The organism is Klebsiella sp. 4_1_44FAA (assembly GCF_000238715.1).
In the GTDB taxonomy this organism is placed as follows: Bacteria; Pseudomonadota; Gammaproteobacteria; order Enterobacterales; family Enterobacteriaceae; genus Klebsiella; species Klebsiella pneumoniae.
Genome location: NZ_JH414801.1, coordinates 260,908 through 285,930, shown reverse-complemented (window position 1 = coordinate 285,930; position 25,023 = coordinate 260,908). Strand labels below are relative to the sequence as shown.

Here is a 25,023-nt window from a genome sequence, read left to right as displayed (position 1 = left end):
GAGTCTGCGCTCATTGCCGATCCCACCGAAGGTAAAATTGGCCCGGCCAATTAAGGGTATCAGGGTTGATGACAACGAATGGTTAATCAGATGTTGCTATTAAGCAACGTGTTTGTGATGGGTTTTGACGGATTTGTGAACTGCCAGGGGGTGGATGAAATTATTGGTTGGACCAATCGACCCGGCTGAAGGTAAAAATGTGGGGGAGTGAAGACAGAATAGCCCTCTCCGTACGGAGAGGGCTGGGGATCAAAATTCGCTGCGGGCGAAACCGGTCATCTCTTTCAGACCCATTTCCCGGCCCAGGGCGGTCATCGGATGGACAACCACCAGGCCGCGAACGCTTTTCTTCAGCTTGCCCATATCGGCCTGCTCTTTTTTGGTAATCGCGCGGCGAAACGGCAGGCTCATCAGCTTCTGCGCCTCTTTGCTCAGCTTCTGGCTCTGGACGGAACGCAGACGTTCAATCTCCGTTTCCAGAGTGGCTTTTTCTTTTTCCAGTTCAGCGTATTTATCGGCGGCTTCCACCAGCGACAGCTCGGCCTGCTGGTGGCGGATGGCGTCGAGACGATCGCTCAGACGCTTGATTTCATTCTTTTCGACTTCTTTCATGGTGATTTGATCTGTTAATAAAGGGGCTTCATTCGCCTATAGTATGTGCCGTGACCGCTATTGTTGATAGCTATTTATCAAAAATTCGCCGTTTGTCGCCCGCGGAATGCAATATCATTTATCGCTAATAATTTGAATTTTATTAATATTCCGCCTAATACCCGTTCTAATTTCATTTCTGTGAAGCCTGTCGGCAGATAAGCACGTTTTCCTTAACCAACGCCGGTGAATTGGCTAATGCTTAATCAGATTATTCCCAAAAGGAGGACGTGATGGCAAAGATCGGCGACGGCGTACCACGTTTAATCGACAAAGCGGTTGATTTTATGGCTTCCAGTCAGGCGTTTATGGAGTATTTGAAAAAGTCTCCGCGTCTGCAGCATGTACCGCGAGACATTCCTCAGGATAAGGAAGCGTTGTTCCTGCAGCGTCTGGAATATTATCGTCAGCTTTACCGGCCGACCTGCGACCAGACGGAACCGGAATCAGAGCGTTGATTTCTGAAAGGCTTTTTTTAAGCTGATTCGTGAAATCAGCTCAGTCAGGGACAGCACCATCGTTGAGCGCACCATCTGCTGGTAACGCAGTTTCTGCATTGCCAGCAGTTCGGCATCGCTGTCATCAAATTGCGGCGTTGGCGGCAGGGCGGCGACGCAGTGCAGCTCGCCGAACGGACCGATAATTTCGTCGTCGGTAAAGCTGTACTCATTGCCGTCGTGGTTAAGCTCTTCGCGCAGGGCCATCAGCAGCTCGGCGTCTTCATATTCGGCACGACTTATCACCCCAAGGCCATAAATCAGCTTCAGGCGTACAGAGAGATCGCCGAGCGGCCCGCTGCCCTCCAGCAAGGGCTCGACGGCGTATTTCACCGCGTAGTCGTCTTTACGGAACACCTGAAGCACCAGAATATTGACCGCTTCCGTTAACAGCTCGACGGTGGCGATCAGGAAGCTTCGTACGGTTTTGCCAGCATTCAGACGCTCAAGCACACGGTTTTCAAATGCTTGTGTTTCTTCCATCATTGCCTGCATATCTGACAGGAGTCGTAATGGGCGCGACGTTGGTCGCGCCAGGTTGTGCATCATTTTTCCGCGTTGTAGTCGTTAACGGCCTCCGCGACGACATCACTTGCGGCATCCAGGCCGGAAATCTGCGCCAGCGCGGCCTGCGGCCCCTTGTCGGCGATCAGTGCCGCCAGCTCCTGCGCCTGCGGATCGTCTTCGCTACGGAAATGCATCGCCGCCGCAATCCCTTTCACCAGGTTGCGGTGCGGCAGACCGTATTCCAGTGTACCCAGCAGCGGCTTAATTAAACGGTCGCCAGCGCTCAGTTTGCGCAGCGGCTGACGGCCAACGCGCTCAACATCGTCTTTCAGGTACGGGTTCTCGAACCGGCCAAGTATTTTCTGGATATAAGCCGCGTGCTTCTGCGGGTCAAAGGCGTAACGTTTGATCAGCACCGCGCCGCTCTCTTCCATCGCGCCCTGCACGACGGCACGAATTTTCTCGTCGAGGATCGCGTCGCGAATCGTCTGATGGCCCGCCAGTTTTCCGAGGTAGGCGGTTATAGCATGCCCGGTGTTCAAGGTGAAGAGCTTGCGTTCGACAAATGCCATCAGGTTATCAGTTAATTCCATTCCCGGGATAGTCGGCAGCGCGCCCTTGAACTGAGTCTTATCGACAATCCATTCGCTAAAGGTTTCCACGGTGACTTCCAGCGGGTCATGAGTGGCGGAAGCCGATGGCGGCACAATACGGTCAACGGCAGAGTCGACAAAGCCGATATGCGCTTCCACCCACGCTTTATCTTCTTCCGCCAGCGCGTTAAACACGTGGCCTTTTAACTGCGTGGTGCCGCGCACCATATTTTCGCAGGCGATGATGTTCAGCGGGCGTTCGGTGCCCTGCGCTTTGCGCTGCGCCAGCCCTTTGGCGATCGCTGGCGCGATGCGCTCGAGCACGACGGGACCGACGGCGGTGGTGACCAGATCCACCTCAGCGATCAGGTCCACAACCTCATCGCCGATGCTGCTGACGGCATTGACGCCGGAGACGGTGTCCACCTGCTCATTCTCACCGACGACGTGAACCTGATAGCTATGACGGGCATTCAGGGCATCAAGTACGGTCTGATTGACATCGGCAAACGTCAGTTCGATGCCCGCGTCGGCCAGCAATTTACCGATAAAGCCACGTCCGATATTACCTGCGCCAAAATGTAATGCTTTCATAGTATTAACCTTCAATTAATGTTTTCACCTGAGAGGGCTGGGGTGAGGCCTTTCCCCTCACCCCAACCCTCTCCCAAAGGAGAGGGTTGGATAGCGCTGATTATTTATTTAACAGTGCCAGAACTTCGTCGACGCTGGTGGTTTTCGCCAGGCGCTCAATCACGGTTTCGTCATCCAGCGCGTTAGTCAGACTGGTGATAACCTGAATGTGCTCGTTATTACGAGCGGCGATGCCGATGACCAGACGCGCGACTTCATCTTCTTCTTCACCGAAGCGCACGCCTTCCGGGTACTGGCAGAAGACGACGCCGGTTTTCAGCACGCGGTCCTTCGCTTCGATGGTGCCGTGCGGTACCGCAATGGACTCGCCGAGATAGGTCGAGGTCAGTTTTTCGCGGTCCAGCATCGCCTGCACATATTCCGGCTCGACGTAGCCGCCTTTCACCAGCTGCTCACCGGCGAAGCGAATGGCTTCTTCTTTGGTGGCTGCTTTGCGACCGAGGAAGATGTTATCCGCGCCCAGCTGGAACAGGTTGTTGTTAGTATCGTCAAAGCTGTCTTTCAGGCTATCGGTGACTTTGACTTCGTTGTCGATGTGGCGCTGGGCCGCGACCAGGCGCTCGGTCAGGCTGGTGTACAGACCGCTGTCGAGGAAGTTGGTCAGCGAAATATGCTGCGCCTGCGGCACCTGGCGCATCGCCCGCTCGGTAAGGTCGCGGTGGGTGATGACCAGGTCAACATCCGGCGGCAGGTTATTGATTGCGCTGTTGGTGACCGAGATGTTGCTCAACCCGGCATCCTGCACTTTCTTGCGCAGTACCCCGGCGCCCATAGCGCTGGAACCCATCCCGGCGTCGCAGGCGACGATGATTTTACGCACATGGCTCAGGTCGTTGGTGACATTACCGGCCGCCAGCGGGCTGGCGCCTTTGGATTCCGCTTTCATGTCATGCATACGACGCGTTGCGGCTTCGATATCGTCTTCTTCTTTGACTTTGCTGGTCTTGAGCAGAACCGCAGAGACCACGAAGGAGACCGCCATCGCTGCGATAATCGCGGCGATGTTAGCGAAGTAGGCGCCTTTCGGCGTCATCGCCAGTACCGCCAGAATGGAACCCGGGGAAGCCGGGGAAACCAGACCGCCATTGAGGATAGTCAGGGTGAAGACACCGGTCATCCCGCCGAGGATAACGGCCAGGATCAGGCGCGGGTTCATCAGCACGTACGGGAAGTAGATTTCATGGATACCACCCAGGAAGTGGATGATAGCCGCCCCGCCTGCAGACTGTTTTGCGCTGCCGCGGCCAAAGAACATGTACGCCAGCAGAACGCCCATCCCTGGACCCGGGTTAGCTTCAATCAGGAAGAAGATGGATTTACCCAGCTCGTGGGACTGCTGAATACCCAGCGGCGAGAAGATACCGTGGTTGATGGCGTTGTTAAGGAACAGGATTTTTGCCGGTTCGACGAAGATAGACGCCAGCGGCAGCATGTCGTGCGCCACCATAAAGTTAACGCCAGCCGCCAGAATTTTCGACAGAACTTCGACCGCCGGGCCAATGCCGAGGAAGGCCAGAATGGCGAGGATCATCCCGATGATGCCGGCGGAGAAGTTATTCACCAGCATTTCAAAACCGGATTTGATCTTACCGTCTACCCAGTTATCGAATTTCTTGATGCAGTAGCCGCCCAGCGGGCCGGCAATCATGGAGCCGAGGAACATCGGCATATCCGCGCCGACGATAACGCCCATGGTGGTGATCGCCCCGACCACGCCGCCACGTTCGCCGCCGACTAATTTACCGCCGGTGTAACCGATCAGCAGCGGCAGCAGGTAGGTGATCATCGGACCGACCAGCTTCGCCAGCGTTTCGTTTGGCAACCACCCTGTCGGAATGAAAAGCGCGGTGATGATACCCCACGCGATAAACGCGCCGATATTCGGCATCACCATATTGCTGAGGAAACGACCAAAGCTTTGCACTTTGATCTTGATATCGGATGACATAAAACACCCCTTCTTCTGTTTTGCGTAGCGCGCAGGCTTAAAGCCCGAGGTTTGTTGTTAATGTGGCGGCAGAGGTAGCCGGGCCCTGATTGATAGTGCGAAATCTGGCACTGAATCGTTTAGCTGTCCAGCTAGCGCCCTTTTGTGTGATACGGATCACATGAATATAGGGGGCAAAGCGCTTTTTGTAGTGATGCTGATCACATAATTCCTGTGTAAAAAAACAACACAGCGCCTTTTTAGCCGCTGATCTGCCTTTTTGTGTGATATTTGTCACAATTTTGTTTCGTGGTTTTGTTGTTTGTTTGTGATTTTGATCACAAAGAATTTCACGGTGGATTTTTGCCGCTGTGATCTCGGCCCGGTTTTGCGGCCAGGGCGAGATGGCTCTGTAACTAAGCAACCTTAACTGCCGAATAACTTTTTTACGCCGGATGGCAAAAATGAAAGGCGTGAATTATGCTCAAAATAGCGGCCCGAATGTCAGTGGGTCGTGAATAAAATTCATATAAATTATTAGCGTAAAGCCGAGGGAATTATGTTTCTCAATTATTTTGCGCTGGGCGTTCTGATCTTCGTTTTTCTGGTCATTTTTTATGGGATTATCATTATTCACGATATTCCTTATTTGATCGCCAAAAAACGCAACCACCCTCATTCCGATGCTATTCATGTCGCCGGATGGGTCAGTCTTTTTACTCTCCACGTCATATGGCCGTTTTTATGGATTTGGGCCACGTTGTACCAGCCTGAGCGCGGCTGGGGCATGCAGCATAAGGCGAATACGGCCCCTGACGAACCTGAAAAAGAGACCGATATACAACAGCTTCGCCAACGACTGAGCGACCTTGAACACCAGGTGGCGGCCATCCAGCGGCCGCAGTCCACCTCTGCGGCGGAGAAATAATCTATGGATCTGTTGATAATTTTGACCTACGTGGCCATCGCCTGGTCGATATTTAAAATCTTCAAAATACCGGTAAATAAATGGACGGTACCTACCGCGGCGCTGGGGGGCGTATTTATTGTTAGCGCGCTTATTTTATTAATGAACTATAACCACCCTTACACCTTTCTGGCGCAAAAGGCGGTGATATCTATTCCTATTACGCCGCAGGTTACCGGAGTGGTTAACAGCGTCACCGACAAAGCGAATCAGCGCGTCAAAAAGGGTGAGGTGCTTTTTACTATTGACCCGGCGCGCTATCAGGCGCGGGTCGACCGTCTGCAGGCCGACCTGGTGACGGCGCTGCACAGTATTAACACCCTCAAAGCGCAGCTCTCTGAAGCCCAGGCCAACACCACCCGCGTGTCGGCGGAACGCGATCGCTTATACAAGGACTATCAGCGCTACCTGAAAGGGAGCCAGGCGCGGGTGAACCCGTTCTCGGAAAGCGACATCGATAACGCCAGGCAGAATTACCTTGCCCAGGACGCGCTGGTCAAGGCGTCGGTGGCGGAGCAGGCGCAGATCCAGAGCCAGCTGGACAGCATGATCAACGGCGAGCAGTCGCAAGTGGCCAGCCTGCGCGCCCAGCTGGCGGAGGCGAAATATAATCTCGATCAGACCACCGTGCGGGCGCCAAGCGATGGGTATATCACCCAGGTGCTGATCCGTCCGGGGACCTATGCCGCCTCGCTGCCGCTGCGTCCGGTGATGGTGTTTATCCCCGAGCAAAAACGGCTGATCGTCGCCCAGTTCAGGCAAAATTCGCTGTTAAGGCTGGAGAAGGGCGACGACGCGGAAGCGGTGTTTAATGCCCTGCCCGGACAGGTATTCCACGGCAAACTGGTGAGCATTTTACCGGTGGTGCCGGGGGGAACCTATCAGGCGCAGGGGGCGTTGCAGTCGCTGACCGTGACGCCGGGCAGCGATGGCGTGCTGGCGACCATTGAGCTCGATCCGAATGCCGAAATCGATGCACTACCCGATGGCATCTATGCGCAGGTGGCGGTCTACTCCGACCATTTCGCCCACGTTTCGGTGATGCGTAAAGTGCTGCTGCGCATGACCAGCTGGATGCACTACCTCTATCTCGATCATTAATGCGATCGGCGGCAGGTTGAGCGGGACGCTCACCTGCCTTTTGTCCTGCCCTGAGCCATACTCATATCTTTGTTGGCGATAATTTGTTGGCGATAAGGAGCAGGTTATGAAACTGATCGGCAGCTACACCAGTCCCTTTGTGCGCAAAATCTCCGTGATCCTGCTGGAAAAGCGCATCCCTTTTGAGTTTGTCAACGAATCCCCCTACAGCGAAAGCAACGGTGTGGCGCGCTATAACCCGCTGGGCAAAGTGCCGGCGCTGGTGACAGATGACGGCGAATGCTGGTTTGATTCTCCGGTTATCGCGCAGTATCTCGAGCTGCTGGGCGTGGCGCCGCCGATGATTCCCGCCGATCCCAGAGCCGCTCTCAGGATGCGCCAGCTTGAGGCGCTGGCAGATGGGGTGATGGAGGCCGCCCAGGCGCTGGTGCGCGAAAAAGCTCGCCCTGCGGCCCAACAGTCAGAGCAAGAGCTGCTCCGCCAGCGGGAGAAAGTGGCGCGCGGCCTCGACAGGCTGGAAGCCTGCGCGGCGGACGGAACGCTACGCGGTGACGAGGTCAATCTGGCGACCATCTCTACGGCCTGCGCCATTGCCTACCTGAACTTTCGCCGGGTGGCGCCGGGCTGGTGCGCCACCCGGCCGCAGTTGGTGAAGTTGGTGGATGCGCTGTTCCAGCGCGCCAGCTTTGCGCGCACCGAACCGCCGCGGACTTGACCCAGGCAGGTAACAGTTTGCGCAAGGAGGCGTTACAATCGCCGCTGATTGTTGACTCCCTCTCCCGTCGGGAGGGGGAAAATAACTTACCGCCAGGCCCATTCATGACTACCGAAATTCGTGCGCTTTATACCCGGCTTCCGGCCATTGACCGCTTACTCCGCGACCCCGCTTTTTCCTCCCTGCTGGCGCAGCACGGCCATTCGCAGGTGGTGACGCAGCTGCGCCAGATGCTGGATGAGGCGCGGGAACAGATTAGCCAACGGCAGACGCTCCCTGACTGGAGCCATGACTGGCAGCACGCCTGTGAGCAGCGGCTCACCGCCGGCCAGCGGAGCGCCCTGCGTCCGGTGTTTAATCTCACCGGTACGGTATTGCATACCAATCTGGGGCNCGCCATTCAGGCGGAGTCGGCCGTGGAGGCGGTCGCCAGCGCGATGCGCGCGCCGGTGACGCTCGAATATGATCTCGACGACGCCGGGCGCGGCCATCGCGATCGCGCCATTGCCGATCTGCTGTGCCAGATCACCGGCGCGGAAGACGCCTGTATCGTGAACAACAACGCGGCGGCCGTTCTGCTGATGCTGGCGGCCACCGCCAGCGGTCGCGAAGTGGTGGTCTCTCGCGGCGAACTGGTGGAGATCGGCGGGGCATTTCGCATCCCCGACGTGATGCGCCAGGCGGGTTGCCAGCTGCACGAAGTGGGTACCACCAACCGCACCCCATGCCAAAGATTATCGCCAGGCGGTGAATGACAATACCGCGCTGCTGATGAAGGTCCACACCAGCAACTACAGTATTGAGGGCTTTACCAAAGCCGTCGACGAAGCGGAGCTGGCGGCCATTGGCCGCGAACTGGATGTTCCGGTGGTAGCCGACCTGGGCAGCGGGTCGCTGGTGGATCTCAGTCAGTATGGCCTGCCAAAGGAGCCGATGCCGCAGGAGATGATCGCCGCCGGGGTGAGCCTGGTCAGTTTCTCCGGCGACAAGCTGCTCGGTGGCCCGCAGGCCGGGATTATCGTCGGCAAACGCGCGCTGATTGCCCGGCTGCAAAGCCACCCGCTGAAGCGGGCCCTGCGCGCCGATAAAATGACCCTCGCGGCGCTGGAGGCTACGCTGCGCCTCTATCAGCACCCGGAGGCGCTGAGGGAGAAATTGCCGACGCTGCGCCTGCTCACCCGTCCGGCGGAGGAGATCCGCCGGCTGGCTGAACGCCTGCAGCCTGACCTGGCGGCACACTATGCTGATTTTGCCGTCAGCGTGGCAGCCTGCCAGTCGCAGATTGGCAGCGGCTCGTTACCCGTCGACCGCCTGCCCAGCGCGGCGTTGACCTTTACCCCGCATGACGGCCGCGGTAGCCGGCTGGAGGCGCTGGCGGCCCGCTGGCGCGCGCTGCCGTGTCCGGTGATTGGCCGCATTTATGACGGTCGGCTCTGGCTGGACCTGCGCTGTCTGGAAGATGAAACCCGCTTTATGGAGATGTTGTTACGATGATTATTGCCACCGCTGGACATGTTGACCACGGCAAAACGACGCTGCTGCAGGCGATAACCGGCGTGAATGCCGATCGTCTGCCGGAAGAGAAAGCGCGGGGAATGACGATCGATCTCGGCTATGCCTACTGGCCGCAGCCGGACGGGCGGGTGCTGGGATTTATTGACGTTCCCGGGCACGAAAAGTTTTTGTCCAACATGCTGGCGGGGGTGGGCGGTATTGACCATGCGCTGCTGGTGGTGGCCTGCGATGACGGGGTGATGGCGCAAACCCGCGAACACCTGGCGATCCTGCAGCTGACCGGAAAGCCGACGCTGACCGTGGCGCTGACCAAAACGGACCGCGTGGCGGCCGCCAGGGTGGCGGAGGTTCAGGCAGAGGTCGAGCAGACCCTGGGCGAGCTGGGCTTTGACGCCGTCGCTTTCTTTCCCACCGCGGCGGCGGAAAACATCGGTATTGCGGAACTGCGCAGCCATCTGCTGCAGCTTGCAGAGCGCCCCCGCCCGCAGCAGCAGCGGTTTCGCCTGGCGCTGGATCGCGCTTTTACCGTCAAAGGCGCGGGGCTGGTGGTCACCGGGACGGCGCTCTCCGGCGAAGTACGGGTCGGGGATACCCTATGGCTTACCGGCGTCAACACGCCGATGCGCGTCCGCGGCCTGCATGCCCAGAATCAAGCGGTTGAGCAGGCGCACGCCGGACAGCGCATTGCGCTGAACATTGTCGGCGATGCGCAAAAAGAGGCAGTGCACCGCGGCGACTGGCTGCTCTCCTCACCACCGCCGGAGCCAGCAGAACGGGTGATTGTCGAGTTGCAGTGCCATACGCCGCTCAGCCAGTGGCAGCCGCTGCATATTCACCATGCTGCCAGCCACATTACCGGCCGGGTGTCGCTCCTTGAGGACAACCTGGCGGAGCTGGTGCTGGATACTCCGCTGTGGCTGGCGGATAACGACCGGCTGGTGCTCCGCGATATCTCCGCTCGCTTGACGCTGGCGGGCGCACGGGTGGTGACGCTGGATCCTCCGCGCCGCGGCAAACGTAAACCGGAATATCTGCAGTGGCTGCACGCCCTGGCAGCGGTCGGCGCTGACGATGCGCAGGCGCTGGAGCTGCATCTGCAGCGGGATGCCGTCCGGCTTGAGCACTTCGCCTGGGCGCGGCAGCTCAGCGAAGCCGGAATGGCGGCCCTGATCCAGCGACCGGACTATCTGCAGGCCGGACAGCGCCTGCTTAGCGCGCCGCTTGCCGCCCGCTGGCAGCGAAAATTGCTGGATGCCCTTGCGCGCTACCATGAGCAGCATCGAGACGAGCCGGGCCCTGGCCGGGAGCGCCTGCGCCGCATCGCGCTGCCGATGGAAGATGAAGCGCTGGTGCTGCTGCTGATTGAGCAGATGCGCGAGAGCGGCTTAGTCCACAGCCATCACGGCTGGCTGCATTTGCCGGAGCATAAAGCCGGGTTTACCGACGAGCAGCAGGCGGTCTGGCATAAGGTGGAGACTCTGTTCGGCGACGATCCGTGGTGGGTGCGCGATCTTGCGCGCGAAGTCCATGTTGAAGAGTCCCTGATGCGCGCGGTGCTGCGCCAGGCGGCGCAGCAGGGGATGATTACCGCGATCGTCAAGGATCGTTACTACCGCAACGATCGCATTGTGCAGTTCGCCCAGCGGGTGCGCGAGCTGGATCGGCTGCGCGGTTCAACCTGCGCGGCGGATTTCCGCGATACCTTAAACGTCGGGCGGAAGCTGGCGATCCAGATCCTGGAGTATTTCGATCGGATTGGCTTCACCCGCCGTCGCGGCAACGATCATATCCTGCGCGATAAGGCATTGTTCCGGTAATCATTAACGTCGGCTCCCCGGCGGACTTCGTGCCGGGGAGCTGGCGAAAAGAACTTGTTAAAACCACTACGTGAGACCGCCGAAGCAATTTCGCGTGAGCTGGGTTTCACGGTGCGTGAAGCGTCAGGCAAATGACCACATCCTGCCAGCCATCTGACAAAAAACAGCGCTGATTCCATTCAGGATCAAAGCGCGGGCAGGGGATATTCTGGCACCCTGCGGTTTTATCCCCAGGGAGCAGAGGATGAACCAGTTTCTTATTGCCAATGCCCAGCGGTGCATCGGCTGTCGTACCTGCGAAGTGGCCTGCGCGGTGGCGCACCAGCAGGCGCAGGATGTCGCCGCCCTGTCGACGAACCATTTCGCGCCGCGTATCCGGGTGGTGAAAAGCGGTGACATATCGACGGCGATGGCCTGTCGGCAGTGCGAGGATGCGCCCTGCGCCAGCGTTTGCCCACAGGGGGCGATTCAGCGCGACAATGACGTCTGGTGGGTCGACCAGCGGCGCTGCATCGGCTGCAAAAGCTGCATGGTGGCCTGCCCGTACGGCGCGATGACCGTTACGGTAATGAACCAGCAGGCGCAGGCGTTGAAATGCGATCTATGCCATCACCGCGCCGAAGGACCGGCCTGCGTGGCCGCCTGCCCGACGCAGGCGCTGCGGGTGATGGTTCCCGCGGAGCTGGAAGCGCTATGCGCGCAAAAACGCCAGCGGCTGGCGCTGGCGTGAATGGGGTCGCTGACGAACGTTACCCGCCCGCGGCGTCCGAGACTATGCTTCCTGTTCGCGCCAGGCAAATTCAACCTCTTCGGCGAGGATTTTCACTCCGGCTTCGATTTTTTGCGGGTCCGGTACATAGTTCATGCGCATACACTGGTGGGTGTGCGGCCACGGTTTATCCAGACCAGGGAAGAAGTAATCCCCCGGCACCATCAGCACGCCGCGCTTTTTCAGCCGCTGATACAGCAGCTCGGTGGAGATCGGCAGATCCTTAAACCACAGCCAGAGAAAGATTGCCCCCTCCGGTTTGTGAATAAGGCAGCGCTCCTCCGGCAGATAGCGGCGAATAATGGCGATGGTTTCCTGCACCCGCTGGTAATAGAAGGGCTTGATCACCGTCTCTGACAGGCGCAGCAGATCCTGTCGTTTAATCATTTCGCACATCATTGCCGGCCCGATGCCGCCAGGGGCGAGGCTGATAATGCCGTTCATGTTGCTGATGGCGGTGATGATTTTTTCGTTGGCGATGATAATCCCGCAGCGGCTGCCCGGCAGGCCCAGCTTGGACAGGCTCATACACAGCACGATGTTCGGATTCCACAGCGGTCGGGCGTCGCTAAAGATAATGCCCGGGAACGGTACGCCGTAGGCGTTATCAATCACCAGCGGGACCCCGTGCTGATTCGCCAGCGCATCCAGTTTGATCAGCTCTTCATCAGTGATGACGTTGCCGGTCGGGTTGGTGGGGCGCGAGACGCAGATCATCCCGGTCTCTTCCGTCACCTGCAGATGCTCAAAATCAACATGGTACTTAAACTGGCCTTCCGGCAGCAGTTCGATGTTCGGCCGGGTGGCAACGAACAGATCCTCTTCCAGACCGGCATCGGCGTAGCCGATATATTCCGGCGTCAGTGGGAACAGTACCTTACGGGTGGTGCCATCTGCCCGACGGCCTGCAAACAGATTAAATAAGTAGAAAAATGCGCTCTGACTGCCGTTTGTTAGCGCAATATTCTGTGGTTCGATCTCCCAGCCCAGCTCGTCGCGCAGCATATTCGCCAGCAGAGCCAGCAGCTCGCTTTTGCCCTGTGGGCCATCATAATTACAAAGCGCATCAAGGGCTTTGCCATTATCCAGCATGTCGGCCAGCAGCTGCTGGAAGTAGTCATTCATTTCCGGGATCTGAGCGGGGTTGCCGCCGCCCAGCATAATAGCGCCCGGCGTGCGCAGACCGTCATTAAGGTCTTCCATCAAGCGGGTGATGCCTGAATGACGGGTGAATTTGTCGCCGAAAAGGGAAAATGTCATCGCGAATAGTCTATCGGTGGTTCTGGAAAGTGGCTAACCATAACGCCAGCGCTGGCGTGGTGCAAATCGGCGGGAGGAGGCGGCTTTTTATCTTTATCCTGTAAATTGCTATTTTGTTAGCGTTTTGTTCTGAATGGCTCCCCGCCAGGGCGGAGAGCCACCTGTGGATTACTGCTGCTGTCCGGCCCAGATGACCATCACTTTGTCTTCACCGCTCTCACGCACGAACCCGTAACCACGCGACATCGACAGCGTTGTCTGTTTGCCCATGCCGATTGCCGGATGGCGAGCGCGGAACTGGCCGATCTTCTGCCAGTGGGTAACGCTGCGGGCCGCCTTGCCGTTGACATCCTGCCAGTTCATCTCCGAGCGGGTACCCTGCAGCGGGTCCGAGCCGGTGGGGCCGAACGGGCGCGATGATTCGTCGCCATAGAAAATCTGCACGGCGCCAGGGGCCAGCAGCAGTAGCTCCGCCGCGGTGGTGCCGCCTTCACGGAACAGCCGCGTATCGTGCGAGGAGAGGTAGCTCAGGACGTTAAAGCTCTGCAGCTTGTCCGCCATTTGCTGCCAGGTGAGGTCAATATTGGCCATACAGGTCGCCGCTTTCGCCGCCTGGTCCTGGTAGTCGAAATTGATCATCGCATCAAAACCGTGGCGATAATAATCGCTCTGCATCACTCCATGTCCCCAGGCTTCGCCGGTCATCCAGAACGGCGCCGCATCCAGCGCTTTATCCGGATTGGCTTTCTTCCACTCCGCCAGCGCGGCGGTGGCCTGGGTTTTTAACTGCTGCCAGGCGTCCATCTCCACATGTTTGGCGGTATCGACGCGGAAGCCATCGATGCCGTAGTCACGTACCCACTGGCTCAGCCAGTGTGTCAGATAGTCGCGCGGCGTATAGCCCGGGATCGCTTTCGCTGCGGTGTCTGGTTTATGGTTATAGAAGTTCGGCAGGCCTGAGACCTCCTTCGATTCGGTTTTCAGGTCCGGCAGGAAGGCCAGCGACATGGTGAGATCGTCATAGCCCGGATTGTCGTAATCGCCGATATCGGTGCGGATCCACTTCTTACCCCACCATTTCTCCCACCCGGCTTTGTCGCTGAAGTTGATATAGTCGTTAAAGCTGTGCCAGGTCTGTCCCGCGCCCGGCTTCCAGTCCGTCCAGCGCTCGCCGAGAGTTTTTTTCAGCTCATCGCCTTGCAGATACAGGGAGCCGAACTGGAACTCCTGCATGTCGGCCAGGGTGGCGTAGCCGGCATGGTTCATCACCACGTCGAACAGAATACGTATTCCGCGCTTATGCGCTTCATCCACCAGTCGGCGGAGATCCGCTTCGGTCCCCATGTTGGCGTCCAGTTTCGACCAGTCCTGGGTGTAATAGCCGTGATAAGCGTAGTGAGGGAAATCGCCCTTCGTGCCGCCGCCGACCCAGCCGTGGATCTGCTCGAGCGGGGAGCTGATCCACAGGGCGTTAACTCCCATCTGCTGCAGATAATCCAGCTTGCTGGTTAATCCCTGCAGGTCGCCGCCGTGGAAGGTGCCGATCTCCTGCATGCCGTCTTTATGGCGACCATAGCTGTTGTCGTTGGCCGGGTTACCGTTTACGAAGCGATCGGTCAGGACGAAGTAGACGGTGGCATTGTGCCAGTCAAACGGCGCCGGGGCGGCGGTCTCGGCACGCTCGAGTAGCAGCAGGCCATTGCTGCCGAAGGCGGGCTGCAGGGTGATTTTGCCGCCGCTGACGGTCGCGACATTGCCGCTGTAGAAATCGCGGACCTTGCTGCCCTCGGCGAAGGTTTTGCTGACGTCGATGGTCAGCGGTTTTCCGTCCCACTTCGGACACTGGCGGATCTGCGGCGCCGCGGCGCTGGTCTCTTTTTCCTCCAGCGAAATTATCATCGTTGGCGTGCCGGAACGGGTATCCACCTCCAGGGTATACAGACCCTGGCGGAAGATGCGCCATTGCGGCGGTGTGCCGCGACAGGGCTCCATGGACAGCATCTGGTTGAGCTTAATGCCGCCGGAAGGCTGCCAGCACTGCTGGTCAAAATTTAGCTGCAGGGGACGTGTACCCTTCTCAACCACTTTCTGGCTGATGAATCGGCCGGTCCCTTCTTCGGTAAAAGCAGGAAAGTCGGTGGTAGTCCAGGCGGCAAAGGCCATCCCAGGCACGAATAACGTGGCAAGCGCAGCGAGTTTCATTGCGAGATCCTGTGAGCGGTTTTTATCCTAGTGTGCCTTGTCGCCGCGCGGGTGAACTCCTCCTGACGCGCGTTTTACCAGGAGGATGAAAAGGGGTGAGTGACACCGCTCAAAAAATAGGCTAAAAATGAGACGAAGCTAGCATTTTCGCGCTGGCGATGCGCCGCAGAAACCGATTTCAGATGACAGCAATTCGGAATTGGACTATTTCTGTTGATGCCCTCAGTGCGTATTTTTGATACTATTAGCGATTCAGCTATCGTTTTTTTGTGAAAAACAAGGTGTTGGAATGCATATATCCGACCAGGAGACCTGATGATATCGAATCCCATACGACGATATGGGGCCGCCATACTTATGTTACTAACCTGCATCTTTTCAGGTAGTGTGTTGGCGACAACGCACACAGCGACAAAGAGTCATAAAGCCCCAACGGTAAAGAAGATAAGTAGTACTAAGGTAAGCAGTAAACAAGAGTATTCTCGCAATAGTGTAAAGAGCAGTTCACTTCCTGACTTGCGAAAATACCCTTCCGGAACACCAAGGAAAAAAGCGTTTCTCCGGACGGTCATGCCTTATATTACCAAGCAGAATCAGGCGATTACTGCGGATCGTAACTGGCTTATTTCCAAGCAGTACGATGCTCGCTGGTCACCGACTGAGAAGGCGCGCCTGAAGGATATCGCTTCCCGTTATAAGGTGAAGTGGTCAGGCAATACGCGTCATGTGCCCTGGAACGCGCTGCTTGAGCGTGTCGACATTATTCCGAACAGCATGGTGGCGACCATGGCGGCGGCGGAAAGTGGCTGGGGTACCTCCAGGCTGGCGCGCGAGAATAACAACCTGTTCGGCATGAAGTGCGGCGCCGGTCGCTGCCGCGGCGCGATGAAAGGTTACTCGCAGTTTGAGTCGGTAGAGCAGTCGGTGCAGGCTTACGTAACAAACCTGAACACCCACCCGGCCTATTCTTCTTTCCGCAAGTCGCGCCTGCAGCTGCGCAAGGCGGATCAGGAAGTAACCGCCAGCACCATGATCCATAAGCTGAAGGGGTATTCGACTAAAGGGTCGAGCTACAACAACTATCTCTTCGCGATGTATCAGGACAATCAGCGGCTCATCGCCGCCCATCTGTAATCCGGATGCCCGGCCTTGTCGCCGGGCATTTTTTTTACCCTACAGCATCACCTCGCTGTGCCGATCGCGGTACTCCTTCGGCGTCACGTCGTACTCCTTCTTAAACACCGAATAGAAATATTGCAGCGACGGATAGCCGCACATCTGCGAAATCTCATTGATCGACAGACTAGTGGACACCAGCAGGCTACGCGCCTTTTCCAGTTTTTCGCTGTGGATCACCGTGTGGATGGTCTCACCGACCTCCTCTTTGAAGCGTTTTTCCAGATTAGAGCGAGAGATGCCCACGGCGTCGAGCACCTGTTCCACCTTGATGCCTTTGCAGGCATTGTTGCGAATGTAATGCATCGCCTGTATCACGGAGGGATCGTTTAACGACCGGTAGTCGGTGGATCGTCGCTCAACGACGCGCATCGGCGGGATCAGCTGGCGCTGCAGCGGGAGGGCCTCGTTATTCAACAGCCGGTGGAGTAATTTTGCCGCCTGATAACCCATCTGGCGGGTGCCCTGGGCGACAGAGGAGAGGGCGACGCGAGAGAGATAGCGGGTTAGCTCCTCGTTATCGATGCCGATAACGCACAGTTTCTCTGGCACCGGGATATGCAGTAGCTCGCAGGCCTGCAGGACGTGGCGGGCACGGGCGTCGGTGACGGCGATGATGCCGGTTTGCGGCGGCAGGGTTTGCAGCCAGTCGGCGAGCCGGTTTTGCGCGTGCTGCCAGTTCTCCGGCGCTGTCTCCAGCCCCTGGTAGACCACGCCGCGATACTTCTCCTTCGCGACCAGCTGGCAGAAGGCATACTCGCGCTCTACCGCCCAGCGTTTACCGCTGGAGGCGGGGAGTCCGTAAAACGCGAAGCGGTGCACCCCTTTTTCCTTCAAATGGAGAAAAGCGCTTTCCACCAGCGCGGCGTTGTCGGTGGCGATATAGTGGACCGGCGGGTACTGCTCTGGCTGATGATAAGATCCGCCGACGCCGACGATGGGCACGTGGACATCGGCCAGCAGCTTTTCGATTTCGGGATCGTCATAGTCGGCGATAACGCCATCGCCCAACCACTCTTTGATGTTTTCGATGCGTGCCCGAAAGTCCTCTTCAATAAAGATATCCCATTCCAACTGGGAGGCCTGCAGATACTCGCCGACACCTTCAACTACCTGGCGGTCATAAGCTTTGTTGGCGTTAAATAACAGCGTAATACGGTGACGCTTTTCAAACATAGATAATGTTCCTGCTCTAACCCCGGTCATACCCCTTCATTCAAGATGTTGCCGATGGCCTGACTTACCACTCATCCCGGCCACGTACGCCGGTACGCGGCCGGGGGCGCCGTCTGCAACCCGAATGATGTTGGGTATACACTACCGGCTAATGCCCGAGATATTTCAAGCGCCTTATGGCGAAGTTTGGCGGTAGCGCAAAGAATTCAGACATTCTTCAGAGAGTCTCTGCTTATGCGCGCCGCTTGGTGGCAGAGTCCATCCACACCGCCAGCAGCAAAATGGCGCCTTTAACGATATATTGCCAGAAGGTGGCGACGTCCATCATGCTCATGCCGTTATCCAGGGCCGACATAATAAACGCCCCCATTACCGCCCCGGCGACGCTGCCGATGCCGCCCGCCAGGCTGGTGCCGCCGATGACGCAGGCGGCGATGGCGTCCAGTTCGGCGATATTGCCCGCCGAAGGCGACCCCGCGCCGAGCCGTGAGCTGAGGATTAGCCCGGCAATGGCGACCATCAGGCCGTTAATGGCAAACACCGCCAGCTTGGTACGCTCGACGTTAATCCCGGACAGACGGGCCGCCTCCAGGTTGCCGCCGATGGCGTAGATGCGGCGACCAAAGGCGGTGCGGGTGGCCATAAACAGGCCCGCCAGCAGCAGGGCGGCGAGGATCAGCACCGGGGTCGGTACGCCGCGATAGTCATTGAGCAGCCAGATTGCGCCCAGCACAATCACCGCGGTAATGGCCTGGCGGCCGACGGCGGCGGTGGAGGACGAGGTCGCCAGACCTAACGCCTGCCGGCGCATCCGCCCGCGCCACTGCCAGACGATAAACACCGCCATGCCGACAACGCCGATGCCGAAGCCGATGCCGTCTGGCAGGTAGCTTTGGCCGATCTGCGACATCGCCGGGCTGGTGGGCGAGACGGTGGTCCCGTTGGTGATGCCGATCAGAATGCCGCGAAACGCCAGCATCCCGGCGAGGGTGACGATAAACGAGGGCACCTTGCGATAGGCTACCCACCATCCGTTCCACGCGCCGAGCAGCAGGCCCATCACCAGCGTCACCAGAATGGTGAGCGGCAGCGGCCAGCCGAGCCAGACGTCAAAGATCGCCGCAGCGCCGCCCAGCAGCCCCATCATCGAGCCAACGGAGAGGTCGATTTCTGCCGAAATAATCACAAACACCATGCTGACGGCGAGGATGCCGGTGATGGCCGTCTGCCGCAGCAGGTTGGAGATATTGCGTGCGCTCAGGTAGGCGCCATCGGTAACCCAGGTGAAAAACAGCATAATGACGACGATGGCGGCGATCATCACGAAGACCTGGAGATTCAGCCCCTTCAGCGCCGGCAGGGCCGCGGGGGCGGTTGGGGTGAGTTTGATTTCAGACGACGTGTTCTTCGACATGGCGTTCGCTCCTCAGCGCGGCTTCCATCACCTGTTCCTGGGTCAGATGTTGATTAACCAAATTGGCTTTTAGTCTGCCTTCGTGCATGACCAGCACCCGATCGCTGAGACCGAGCACCTCGGGCAGTTCGGATGAAATGACAATGACCGCGATGCCCTGCTGCACCAGCTGGTTAATCAGTTTATAAATTTCATACTTCGCCCCGATATCGATGCCACGGGTGGGTTCGTCGAGGATCAGAATGCGCGGATTGAGCAGCAGACAGCGCGCCAGAATCGCCTTTTGCTGGTTGCCGCCGCTCAGACGGCCAATCGCCAGCTCCGGCGAGGAGGTTTTAATTTTCAAACGCTGAATGGACTGCTGGATGCAGTGCTGCTCGGCGGCGTCGTCCAGGCTGCTCATTGCGCCGGTGAACTGGTTGAGCGCCGCGAGGGTAATGTTTTTGCCCACCGCCATCACCGGCACGATGCCGTCTTTTTTGCGGTCTTCCGGCACCATGGCGATGCCGTGGGCAATGGCCTGCTGGCAGTTAGAGATGCTCACCGGCTGGCCATCAATAAAGATCTCCCCTTGCCAGCGCCCCGGCCAGACGCCGAACAGGCACTGTACCGCCTCGGTACGTCCGGCGCCGACCAGCCCGGCGATGCCGAGGATTTCTCCGCGACGCAGGGAAAATGAGACGTCATTGACCCGTTTAATATGGCGGTTTACCGGGTGCCAGGCGGTTAAATGTTCAACCCGCAGGATCTCCTCGCCGTGGGCGTGCGGCTCGCTGGGATAGAGCGCGGTGAGCTCGCGGCCGACCATCATGGTGATGATATCGTCTTCGCTCATGCCGCTGGCATCGCGGGTGCCGATGTGCTGGCCGTCGCGGATCACGCAGATCGTATCGGAGATCGCTTTGACCTCATTGAGCTTATGCGAGATATAGATGCAGGCGATATCGTGGTTTTGCAGATCGCGAACGATCGCCAGCAGCGTCGCGGTTTCTTGTTCGGTTAAGGAGGCGGTCGGTTCGTCGAGGATCAGCAGGCGAACCTGTTTATTCAACGCCTTGGCGATCTCCACCAACTGCTGCTGACCAAGGCCGAGGTCGCCGACGCGGGTATCGGGCGAAATGGGCAGATTGACCTGCGCCAACAGTTTCTGACAGCGCAGCGTCATGGTTTCATAATCCAGCAGACCATGGCGGGATATCTCGGCGCCGAGGAAAATATTCTCCAGCACGGTGAGATGTTTCACCAGCGCCAGCTCCTGATGAATAATGGCGATGCCTTTGCGTTCGGTATCGCGAATATGGTTTGCCTGCAGCGTTTCGCCGGCAAAAATAATCTCGCCCTCATAGCTTCCGTGCGGATAGATACCGCACAGCACCTTCATCAGCGTCGATTTCCCCGACCCATTTTCACCGCATAACGAGACCACCTCGCCTGCGTTCAGGCGCAGGCTGACGTTATCCACGGCTTTAACAGCGCCGAAGGTTTTGGTGATGTTCTTCATTTCGAGTAGCCAGGTCATAAAGACTCCGCAACAGTGATATCCGGCGGGATGAAAATGACGCCCCGCAGCGGGGCGTCAGCCATTACAGTTCACTCTTTTTATGGAAACCGTCTTTAATCACCGTGGCGTCGATATTCTCTTTATTCACCTCAATTGGCGTTAACAGGCGCGAAGGGACGTCTTTTAAGCCGTTATTCAGCGTGGTATCGGCCTTCGGCTGCTTATCGTTACCCAGCTCAACGGCGATTTCAGCGGCGTTGGTGGCCAGGGTGGTTATCGGTTTATAGACGGTCATCGTCTGGGTACCGGAAATAATGCGCTTCACGCCCGCCAGGTCAGCATCCTGACCGGAGATCGCCACTTTGCCGGCCAGCCCCTGGGCGGTTAAGGCCTGGATGGCGCCGCCGGCGGTGGCGTCATTGGAGGCGACCACGGCATCGATCTTGTTATTATTCGCCGTTAGCGCGTTTTCCATTATTTTCAGCGCGTTCTCCGGCAGCCAGCCGTCAACCCACTGATCGCCGACAATCTTAATTTTGCCATCATCGACATACGGCTTGAGAACCTTCATCTGTCCGGCGCGGAACAGTTTAGCGTTATTATCCACCGGCGAACCGCCCATCAGGAAATAATTACCCTGCGGCACTTTGTCGACCAGACTTTGCGCCTGCATTTCACCAACTTTTTCATTATCGAAAGATATATAGAAATCAATGTCGGCATTATTAATCATACGGTCATAGGCCAGGACTTTAATACCTTCCTGCTTGGCTTCTTTAATAACGTTACTGAGTACCTGGCCGTTATAAGGAATAATGACTAACACATCGACGCCGCGGTTGATCATGTTTTCAATTTGCGACATCTGCGTTTCTTCATTGCCATTAGCGGACTGGACAAAAACTTTGGCGCCTAAGGATTCCGCTTTATTGACGAAAATATCACGGTCTTTCTGCCAGCGCTCCAGACGCAGATCGTCGATGGCCATGCCAATCTTCACTTCTTTCGCCATCCCCGCCATGCTGGCGAGCAGGAGGGAGCTGGCGCAAAGCGTAAGGCAAAGGTTCTTTATCTTCATAATAACGATACCTTTTTTGTAAGGGTAGGTAAGACGAACGGAAAATAATGTTTGATACATGAGGTTGCGGATACGTTACAGATTCTTAACGCGGAAAGCAGGGCTGGCAATTACCGGTTCTTATTTTGCCGTTATGAAATTTCGTTTAATGTGCAAATTATGACGGCGATCGTATTTTATTCATGCACGCTCTTATTATTGCACTGGACTGTCTCTGACAGAGCGGCGCAACGGCGACTGGATATTATTTTTGCGAGCTGGCGCACGTTTGTGGATTCTCTCAATGGCGGTGTGAAATAACGTAATTGAGGAAAATGAAAGCGAAATTCTATATTGGCTTAAACCCGTCATACTTCAAGTTGTAGGTGGGTTGGTGACATTCGTTGCTCCGCCCCCGGTTACCGGGGACTCGCGCTCCTGCCGCCTTCCTGCAACTCGAATTATTTAGGGTATCTGATTGGTTATTCGCCGCATCTCTGAATATGGAGTTCTCTATGCAGACCTATTTCGATCAACTCGATCGCGTTCGTTACGAAGGCCCGAAATCCACTAACCCGCTGGCTTTCCGTCATTACAACCCGGATGAACTGGTGCTGGGCAAACGGATGGAAGATCATCTGCGTTTTGCGGCCTGTTACTGGCACACCTTCTGCTGGAATGGCGCCGATATGTTTGGCGTGGGCTCCTTTGATCGTCCCTGGCAGCAGCCTGGCGACGCCCTGGAGATGGCCAAACGCAAAGCCGATGTGGCGTTCGAATTCTTCCATAAACTCAACGTGCCTTACTACTGCTTCCACGACGTTGACGTCTCGCCGGAAGGCGCTTCGCTCAAGGAGTACAGCAATAACTTCGCCCGGATGGTCGAGGTGCTGGCTGAGAAACAGCAGCAGAGCGGCGTGAAGCTTCTGTGGGGGACCGCAAACTGCTTTACCAACCCGCGCTACGGCGCCGGCGCGGCCACCAACCGGATCCGGAAGTATTTTAGCTGGGCGGCCACCCAGGTGGTCACCGCCATGAATGCCACCCATCAACTGGGCGGTGAAAACTATGTGCTGTGGGGCGGTCGCGAGGGCTATGAAACCCTGCTGAATACCGACCTGCGCCAGGAGCGTGAGCAGATTGGCCGCTTTATGCAGCTGGTGGTGGAGCATAAGCATAAAATCGGCTTTAAAGGCACACTGCTGATTGAGCCCAAACCGCAGGAGCCGACCAAGCATCAGTATGACTATGATGCCTCTACCGTTTACGGCTTCCTCAAACAGTTTGGTCTGGAAAAAGAGATTAAACTGAATATTGAAGCTAACCACGCGACGCTCGCTGGCCATTCGTTCCATCATGAGATTGCGACGGCCATCGCGCTGGGGCTGTTCGGCTCCGTTGACGCCAACCGCGGCGATCCGCAGCTGGGCTGGGATACCGACCAGTTCCCGAACAGCGTCGAAGAGAACGCGCTGGTGATGTATGAAATCCTCAAAGCGGGCGGCTTCACCACCGGCGGGCTCAACTTTGATGCGAAAGTGCGCCGGCAGAGCACCGACAAATACGATCTGTTCTATGGTCATATTGGCGCGATGGATACCATGGCGCTATCGCTGAAGGTCGCGGCGCGGATGATCGAGGACGGCGAACTGGATAAGCGCGTGGCCAGACGCTACGCCGGCTGGAACGGTGAGCTGGGGCAGCAGATCCTTAACGGGCAGATGACCCTGAGCGATATTGCCCAGTATGCCGCTCAGCATCAGCTGGCGCCGCAGCATCGCAGCGGCCAGCAGGAACAACTGGAAAACCTGGTCAACCATTATCTGTTTGACAAGTAATCATACGGCGGCGCCCGGGGTGACCGGCGCCGCAACCAGGATGCTCTGTTCGCGCCACGCTCAGCCGTGGCGCGCGTTTAAGGAGAGGGAGTATGTATATCGGCATCGATCTGGGGACGTCGGGCGTCAAAGCCATCCTGCTCAATGAGCAGGGTGAGGTAGTGGCATCGCATACCGAAAAACTCACCGTCTCGCGTCCGCATCCGCTGTGGTCGGAGCAAGATCCCGAACAGTGGTGGCTGGCGACGGACACGGCGATGAAAGCCCTGGGCGCGCAGCATAGCCTGCGCGACGTGAAGGCGCTGGGCATTGCCGGGCAGATGCACGGCGCCACCCTACTGGATAAATCGTTACAGGTGCTGCGTCCGGCCATTTTATGGAATGACGGCCGCTGCGCCGAAGAGTGCCAGCTGCTGGAAGACAAAGTCAGCGCTTCCAGGCAGATCACCGGCAACCTGATGATGCCGGGCTTTACGGCGCCGAAGCTCTTATGGGTACAGCGCCACGAGGCGGCAGTGTTCAGCCAGGTCGATAAAGTGCTGCTGCCCAAGGATTATCTGCGCCTGCGCATGACCGGCGAGCTCGCCAGCGATATGTCTGACGCCGCCGGCACGATGTGGCTGGACGTCGCCCGGCGCGACTGGAGCGACGAGATGCTCGCCGCCTGCGATCTCAGTCGGGATGCGATGCCAGCGCTGTTCGAAGGCAGCGACGTCACCGGGCAACTGCGACCTGAGGTGGCGCAGGCGTGGAATATGCCGCCGGCGCTGGTGGTGGGCGGCGGGGGCGACAACGCCGCGGGCGCGGTCGGGGTCGGCATGGCCGATGCCGGTCAGGCGATGCTGTCGCTGGGCACCTCAGGCGTCTACTTCGCCGTCAGTGAAGGGTTCCTTAGCAAACCCGAAAGCGCGGTGCACAGCTTCTGCCATGCCCTGCCGGGCCGCTGGCATTTGATGTCGGTGATGCTCAGCGCGGCCTCCTGTCTGGACTGGGCGGCAAAATTAACCGGTCTCGCCAGCGTGCCGGCGCTGATCGCGGCGGCGCAGACGGCGGATGAAAGCGCCGGTCCGGTGTGGTTCCTGCCCTATCTGTCGGGCGAACGCACGCCGCACAACAACCCGCAGGCCAAGGGCGTCTTTTTTGGCCTGACGCATCAGCATGGGCCGGCAGAGCTGGCGCGGGCGGTGCTGGAAGGGGTGGGCTATGCGCTGGCGGATGGTATGGACGTGGTGCACGCCTGCGGCATCAAGCCGCAGAGCATCACGCTTATCGGCGGCGGGGCGCGCAGCGCTTACTGGCGGCAAATGCTGGCGGATATCAGCGGCCTGCAGCTCGATTACCGTACCGGGGGCGATGTCGGCCCGGCGCTGGGGGCGGCCAGGCTGGCGCAGCTGGCGGTTCACGACGAGGCAGACCGCCCCGGGCTGCTGAAGCCGCTGCCGCTTGAACAAGCCCATCGCCCGGACGATCGCCGTGTGGCCCACTATGCGCCGCAGCGGGAAACCTTCCGCCAGATTTATCAGCAACTGAAACCGCTGATGTCTTAGCCTCAGTCCGTCCGGCAGCGCCGGGCGGATTCCCTTCCTGAATGTCCCGGCTACATCCATCCATAAATGCGTATTTATTTATTCCGAAATCTCCGCTTTGTCGTACGTAATCTGAGGCATCGCCGAGGGAGTCGGTCAT

Annotated in this window: 19 protein-coding genes and 2 pseudogenes; 11 read left to right on the top strand and 10 right to left on the bottom strand. The window is 57.9% G+C overall.

The genetic code is table 11. The features are described from left to right. Positions 1-249: 249 nt before the first annotated feature. Positions 250-612, bottom strand: a complete 363-nt coding sequence (locus tag HMPREF1024_RS11445; RefSeq protein WP_002922410.1) for a YibL family ribosome-associated protein — start codon at positions 610-612, stop codon at positions 250-252. A gap of 272 nt (positions 613-884) precedes the next feature. Here HMPREF1024_RS11445 and HMPREF1024_RS11450 point away from each other — a divergent pair, with 272 nt between their 5' ends. Continuing rightward, complete coding sequence (locus HMPREF1024_RS11450; protein WP_002922402.1) at positions 885-1,109, top strand: hypothetical protein; 225 nt, start codon at positions 885-887, stop codon at positions 1,107-1,109. Here HMPREF1024_RS11450 and mtlR read toward each other — a convergent pair. The 3 genes from mtlR to mtlA form a co-directional block, all read right to left on the bottom strand. After that, positions 1,098-1,694 (bottom strand): mannitol operon repressor MtlR, encoded by a 597-nt coding sequence (gene mtlR, locus HMPREF1024_RS11455; RefSeq protein WP_002922401.1) that lies wholly within the window; start codon positions 1,692-1,694, stop codon positions 1,098-1,100. The two genes, HMPREF1024_RS11450 and mtlR, sit on opposite strands and share 12 nt — an antisense overlap. Beyond that, positions 1,694-2,842: a mannitol-1-phosphate 5-dehydrogenase gene (gene mtlD, locus HMPREF1024_RS11460; protein ID WP_004145239.1), complete on the bottom strand. Its 1,149-nt coding sequence runs from the start codon at positions 2,840-2,842 to the stop codon at positions 1,694-1,696. The genes mtlR and mtlD overlap by 1 nt, the downstream gene beginning before the upstream one ends. A 100-nt stretch (positions 2,843-2,942) precedes the next feature. Then, complete coding sequence (mtlA, locus tag HMPREF1024_RS11465) at positions 2,943-4,850, bottom strand: PTS mannitol transporter subunit IICBA (protein ID WP_002922397.1); 1,908 nt, start codon at positions 4,848-4,850, stop codon at positions 2,943-2,945. A gap of 538 nt (positions 4,851-5,388) precedes the next feature. Here mtlA and HMPREF1024_RS11470 point away from each other — a divergent pair. The 7 genes and pseudogenes from HMPREF1024_RS11470 to HMPREF1024_RS11490 all read left to right on the top strand — a co-directional run bounded on the left by HMPREF1024_RS11470 (position 5,389) and on the right by HMPREF1024_RS11490 (position 11,674). After that, a complete protein-coding gene (locus tag HMPREF1024_RS11470; protein ID WP_004152044.1) occupies positions 5,389-5,757 on the top strand; it encodes a DUF3302 domain-containing protein in 369 nt (122 codons plus the stop codon). Between the two features lie 3 nt (positions 5,758-5,760). Continuing rightward, entirely contained in the window at positions 5,761-6,897 is a 1,137-nt protein-coding gene (locus tag HMPREF1024_RS11475; protein ID WP_002922393.1) for an HlyD family secretion protein, read from the top strand. A gap of 106 nt (positions 6,898-7,003) precedes the next feature. Next, positions 7,004-7,612, top strand: a complete 609-nt coding sequence (locus HMPREF1024_RS11480) for a glutathione S-transferase (RefSeq protein ID WP_004152043.1) — start codon at positions 7,004-7,006, stop codon at positions 7,610-7,612. A 104-nt stretch (positions 7,613-7,716) separates the two neighbouring features. Then, positions 7,717-9,106: pseudogene (gene selA / locus HMPREF1024_RS0126650) on the top strand (L-seryl-tRNA(Sec) selenium transferase). Beyond that, the gene (gene selB / locus HMPREF1024_RS11485; RefSeq protein WP_009308773.1) at positions 9,103-10,944 is read left to right on the top strand and encodes a selenocysteine-specific translation elongation factor; all 1,842 of its coding nucleotides are present in this window, start codon (positions 9,103-9,105) and stop codon (positions 10,942-10,944) included. The pseudogene selA and the gene selB overlap by 4 nt, the downstream one beginning before the upstream one ends. Before the next feature lie 42 nt (positions 10,945-10,986). Then, positions 10,987-11,079: pseudogene (locus HMPREF1024_RS30080) on the top strand (IclR family transcriptional regulator); the annotation flags it as partial. 109 nt (positions 11,080-11,188) lie between these two features. Further along, on the top strand, positions 11,189-11,674 hold the full coding sequence (locus HMPREF1024_RS11490) for a 4Fe-4S dicluster domain-containing protein (protein WP_002922360.1): 486 nt from the start codon (positions 11,189-11,191) through the stop codon (positions 11,672-11,674). Between the two features lie 42 nt (positions 11,675-11,716). Here HMPREF1024_RS11490 and avtA read toward each other — a convergent pair whose 3' ends face one another. Together avtA and HMPREF1024_RS11500 are read right to left on the bottom strand one after the other, a co-directional pair. Next, the gene (avtA, locus tag HMPREF1024_RS11495) at positions 11,717-12,973 is read right to left on the bottom strand and encodes a valine--pyruvate transaminase (RefSeq protein ID WP_002922359.1); all 1,257 of its coding nucleotides are present in this window, start codon (positions 12,971-12,973) and stop codon (positions 11,717-11,719) included. A 168-nt stretch (positions 12,974-13,141) separates the two neighbouring features. Further along, the gene (locus tag HMPREF1024_RS11500; protein WP_009308772.1) at positions 13,142-15,175 is read right to left on the bottom strand and encodes an alpha-amylase; all 2,034 of its coding nucleotides are present in this window, start codon (positions 15,173-15,175) and stop codon (positions 13,142-13,144) included. A gap of 315 nt (positions 15,176-15,490) precedes the next feature. On the opposite strand from HMPREF1024_RS11500, the gene HMPREF1024_RS11505 reads away from it, so the two are divergent. Next, complete coding sequence (locus HMPREF1024_RS11505; protein WP_004188166.1) at positions 15,491-16,309, top strand: protein bax; 819 nt, start codon at positions 15,491-15,493, stop codon at positions 16,307-16,309. A gap of 39 nt (positions 16,310-16,348) precedes the next feature. Here the strand turns inward: HMPREF1024_RS11505 and xylR are convergent, their stop codons facing one another. The 4 genes from xylR to xylF all read right to left on the bottom strand — a co-directional run bounded on the left by xylR (position 16,349) and on the right by xylF (position 21,520). Further along, positions 16,349-17,527 (bottom strand): D-xylose utilization transcriptional activator XylR, encoded by a 1,179-nt coding sequence (xylR, locus tag HMPREF1024_RS11510; protein ID WP_002922351.1) that lies wholly within the window; start codon positions 17,525-17,527, stop codon positions 16,349-16,351. 232 nt (positions 17,528-17,759) lie between these two features. Continuing rightward, positions 17,760-18,941, bottom strand: coding sequence for a xylose ABC transporter permease XylH (gene xylH / locus HMPREF1024_RS11515; RefSeq protein ID WP_009308771.1), 1,182 nt, complete (start codon positions 18,939-18,941; stop codon positions 17,760-17,762). Next, positions 18,919-20,460, bottom strand: a complete 1,542-nt coding sequence (locus HMPREF1024_RS11520) for a xylose ABC transporter ATP-binding protein (protein ID WP_002922346.1) — start codon at positions 20,458-20,460, stop codon at positions 18,919-18,921. Before HMPREF1024_RS11520 ends, xylH begins: the two co-directional genes overlap by 23 nt. 64 nt (positions 20,461-20,524) lie before the next feature. Further along, positions 20,525-21,520, bottom strand: a complete 996-nt coding sequence (xylF, locus tag HMPREF1024_RS11525; RefSeq protein WP_004152040.1) for a D-xylose ABC transporter substrate-binding protein — start codon at positions 21,518-21,520, stop codon at positions 20,525-20,527. Positions 21,521-22,014: 494 nt separating this feature from the next. On the opposite strand from xylF, the gene xylA reads away from it, so the two are divergent. Together xylA and xylB are read left to right on the top strand one after the other, a co-directional pair. Further along, positions 22,015-23,337 (top strand): xylose isomerase, encoded by a 1,323-nt coding sequence (gene xylA / locus HMPREF1024_RS11530; protein ID WP_009308770.1) that lies wholly within the window; start codon positions 22,015-22,017, stop codon positions 23,335-23,337. 92 nt (positions 23,338-23,429) lie between these two features. Further along, positions 23,430-24,884 carry a xylulokinase gene (gene xylB, locus HMPREF1024_RS11535; RefSeq protein ID WP_004150156.1) on the top strand — a complete coding sequence of 485 codons (1,455 nt, stop codon included), beginning with the start codon at positions 23,430-23,432 and terminating at the stop codon, positions 24,882-24,884. Positions 24,885-25,023 lie beyond the last annotated feature (139 nt).

Excerpts from the sequence above, each read along its gene's own strand:
- HMPREF1024_RS11445 (WP_002922410.1), bottom strand. The coding sequence starts at position 612 with ATGAAAGAAGTCGAAAAGAATGAAATCAAGCGTCTGAGCGATCGTCTC.
- HMPREF1024_RS11450 (WP_002922402.1), top strand. The coding sequence starts at position 885 with ATGGCAAAGATCGGCGACGGCGTACCACGTTTAATCGACAAAGCGGTT.
- mtlR (WP_002922401.1), bottom strand. The coding sequence starts at position 1,694 with ATGCACAACCTGGCGCGACCAACGTCGCGCCCATTACGACTCCTGTCA.
- mtlD (WP_004145239.1), bottom strand. The coding sequence starts at position 2,842 with ATGAAAGCATTACATTTTGGCGCAGGTAATATCGGACGTGGCTTTATC.
- mtlA (WP_002922397.1), bottom strand. The coding sequence starts at position 4,850 with ATGTCATCCGATATCAAGATCAAAGTGCAAAGCTTTGGTCGTTTCCTC.
- HMPREF1024_RS11470 (WP_004152044.1), top strand. The coding sequence starts at position 5,389 with ATGTTTCTCAATTATTTTGCGCTGGGCGTTCTGATCTTCGTTTTTCTG.
- HMPREF1024_RS11475 (WP_002922393.1), top strand. The coding sequence starts at position 5,761 with ATGGATCTGTTGATAATTTTGACCTACGTGGCCATCGCCTGGTCGATA.
- HMPREF1024_RS11480 (WP_004152043.1), top strand. The coding sequence starts at position 7,004 with ATGAAACTGATCGGCAGCTACACCAGTCCCTTTGTGCGCAAAATCTCC.
- selB (WP_009308773.1), top strand. The coding sequence starts at position 9,103 with ATGATTATTGCCACCGCTGGACATGTTGACCACGGCAAAACGACGCTG.
- HMPREF1024_RS11490 (WP_002922360.1), top strand. The coding sequence starts at position 11,189 with ATGAACCAGTTTCTTATTGCCAATGCCCAGCGGTGCATCGGCTGTCGT.
- avtA (WP_002922359.1), bottom strand. The coding sequence starts at position 12,973 with ATGACATTTTCCCTTTTCGGCGACAAATTCACCCGTCATTCAGGCATC.
- HMPREF1024_RS11500 (WP_009308772.1), bottom strand. The coding sequence starts at position 15,175 with ATGAAACTCGCTGCGCTTGCCACGTTATTCGTGCCTGGGATGGCCTTT.
- HMPREF1024_RS11505 (WP_004188166.1), top strand. The coding sequence starts at position 15,491 with ATGATATCGAATCCCATACGACGATATGGGGCCGCCATACTTATGTTA.
- xylR (WP_002922351.1), bottom strand. The coding sequence starts at position 17,527 with ATGTTTGAAAAGCGTCACCGTATTACGCTGTTATTTAACGCCAACAAA.
- xylH (WP_009308771.1), bottom strand. The coding sequence starts at position 18,941 with ATGTCGAAGAACACGTCGTCTGAAATCAAACTCACCCCAACCGCCCCC.
- HMPREF1024_RS11520 (WP_002922346.1), bottom strand. The coding sequence starts at position 20,460 with ATGACCTGGCTACTCGAAATGAAGAACATCACCAAAACCTTCGGCGCT.
- xylF (WP_004152040.1), bottom strand. The coding sequence starts at position 21,520 with ATGAAGATAAAGAACCTTTGCCTTACGCTTTGCGCCAGCTCCCTCCTG.
- xylA (WP_009308770.1), top strand. The coding sequence starts at position 22,015 with ATGCAGACCTATTTCGATCAACTCGATCGCGTTCGTTACGAAGGCCCG.
- xylB (WP_004150156.1), top strand. The coding sequence starts at position 23,430 with ATGTATATCGGCATCGATCTGGGGACGTCGGGCGTCAAAGCCATCCTG.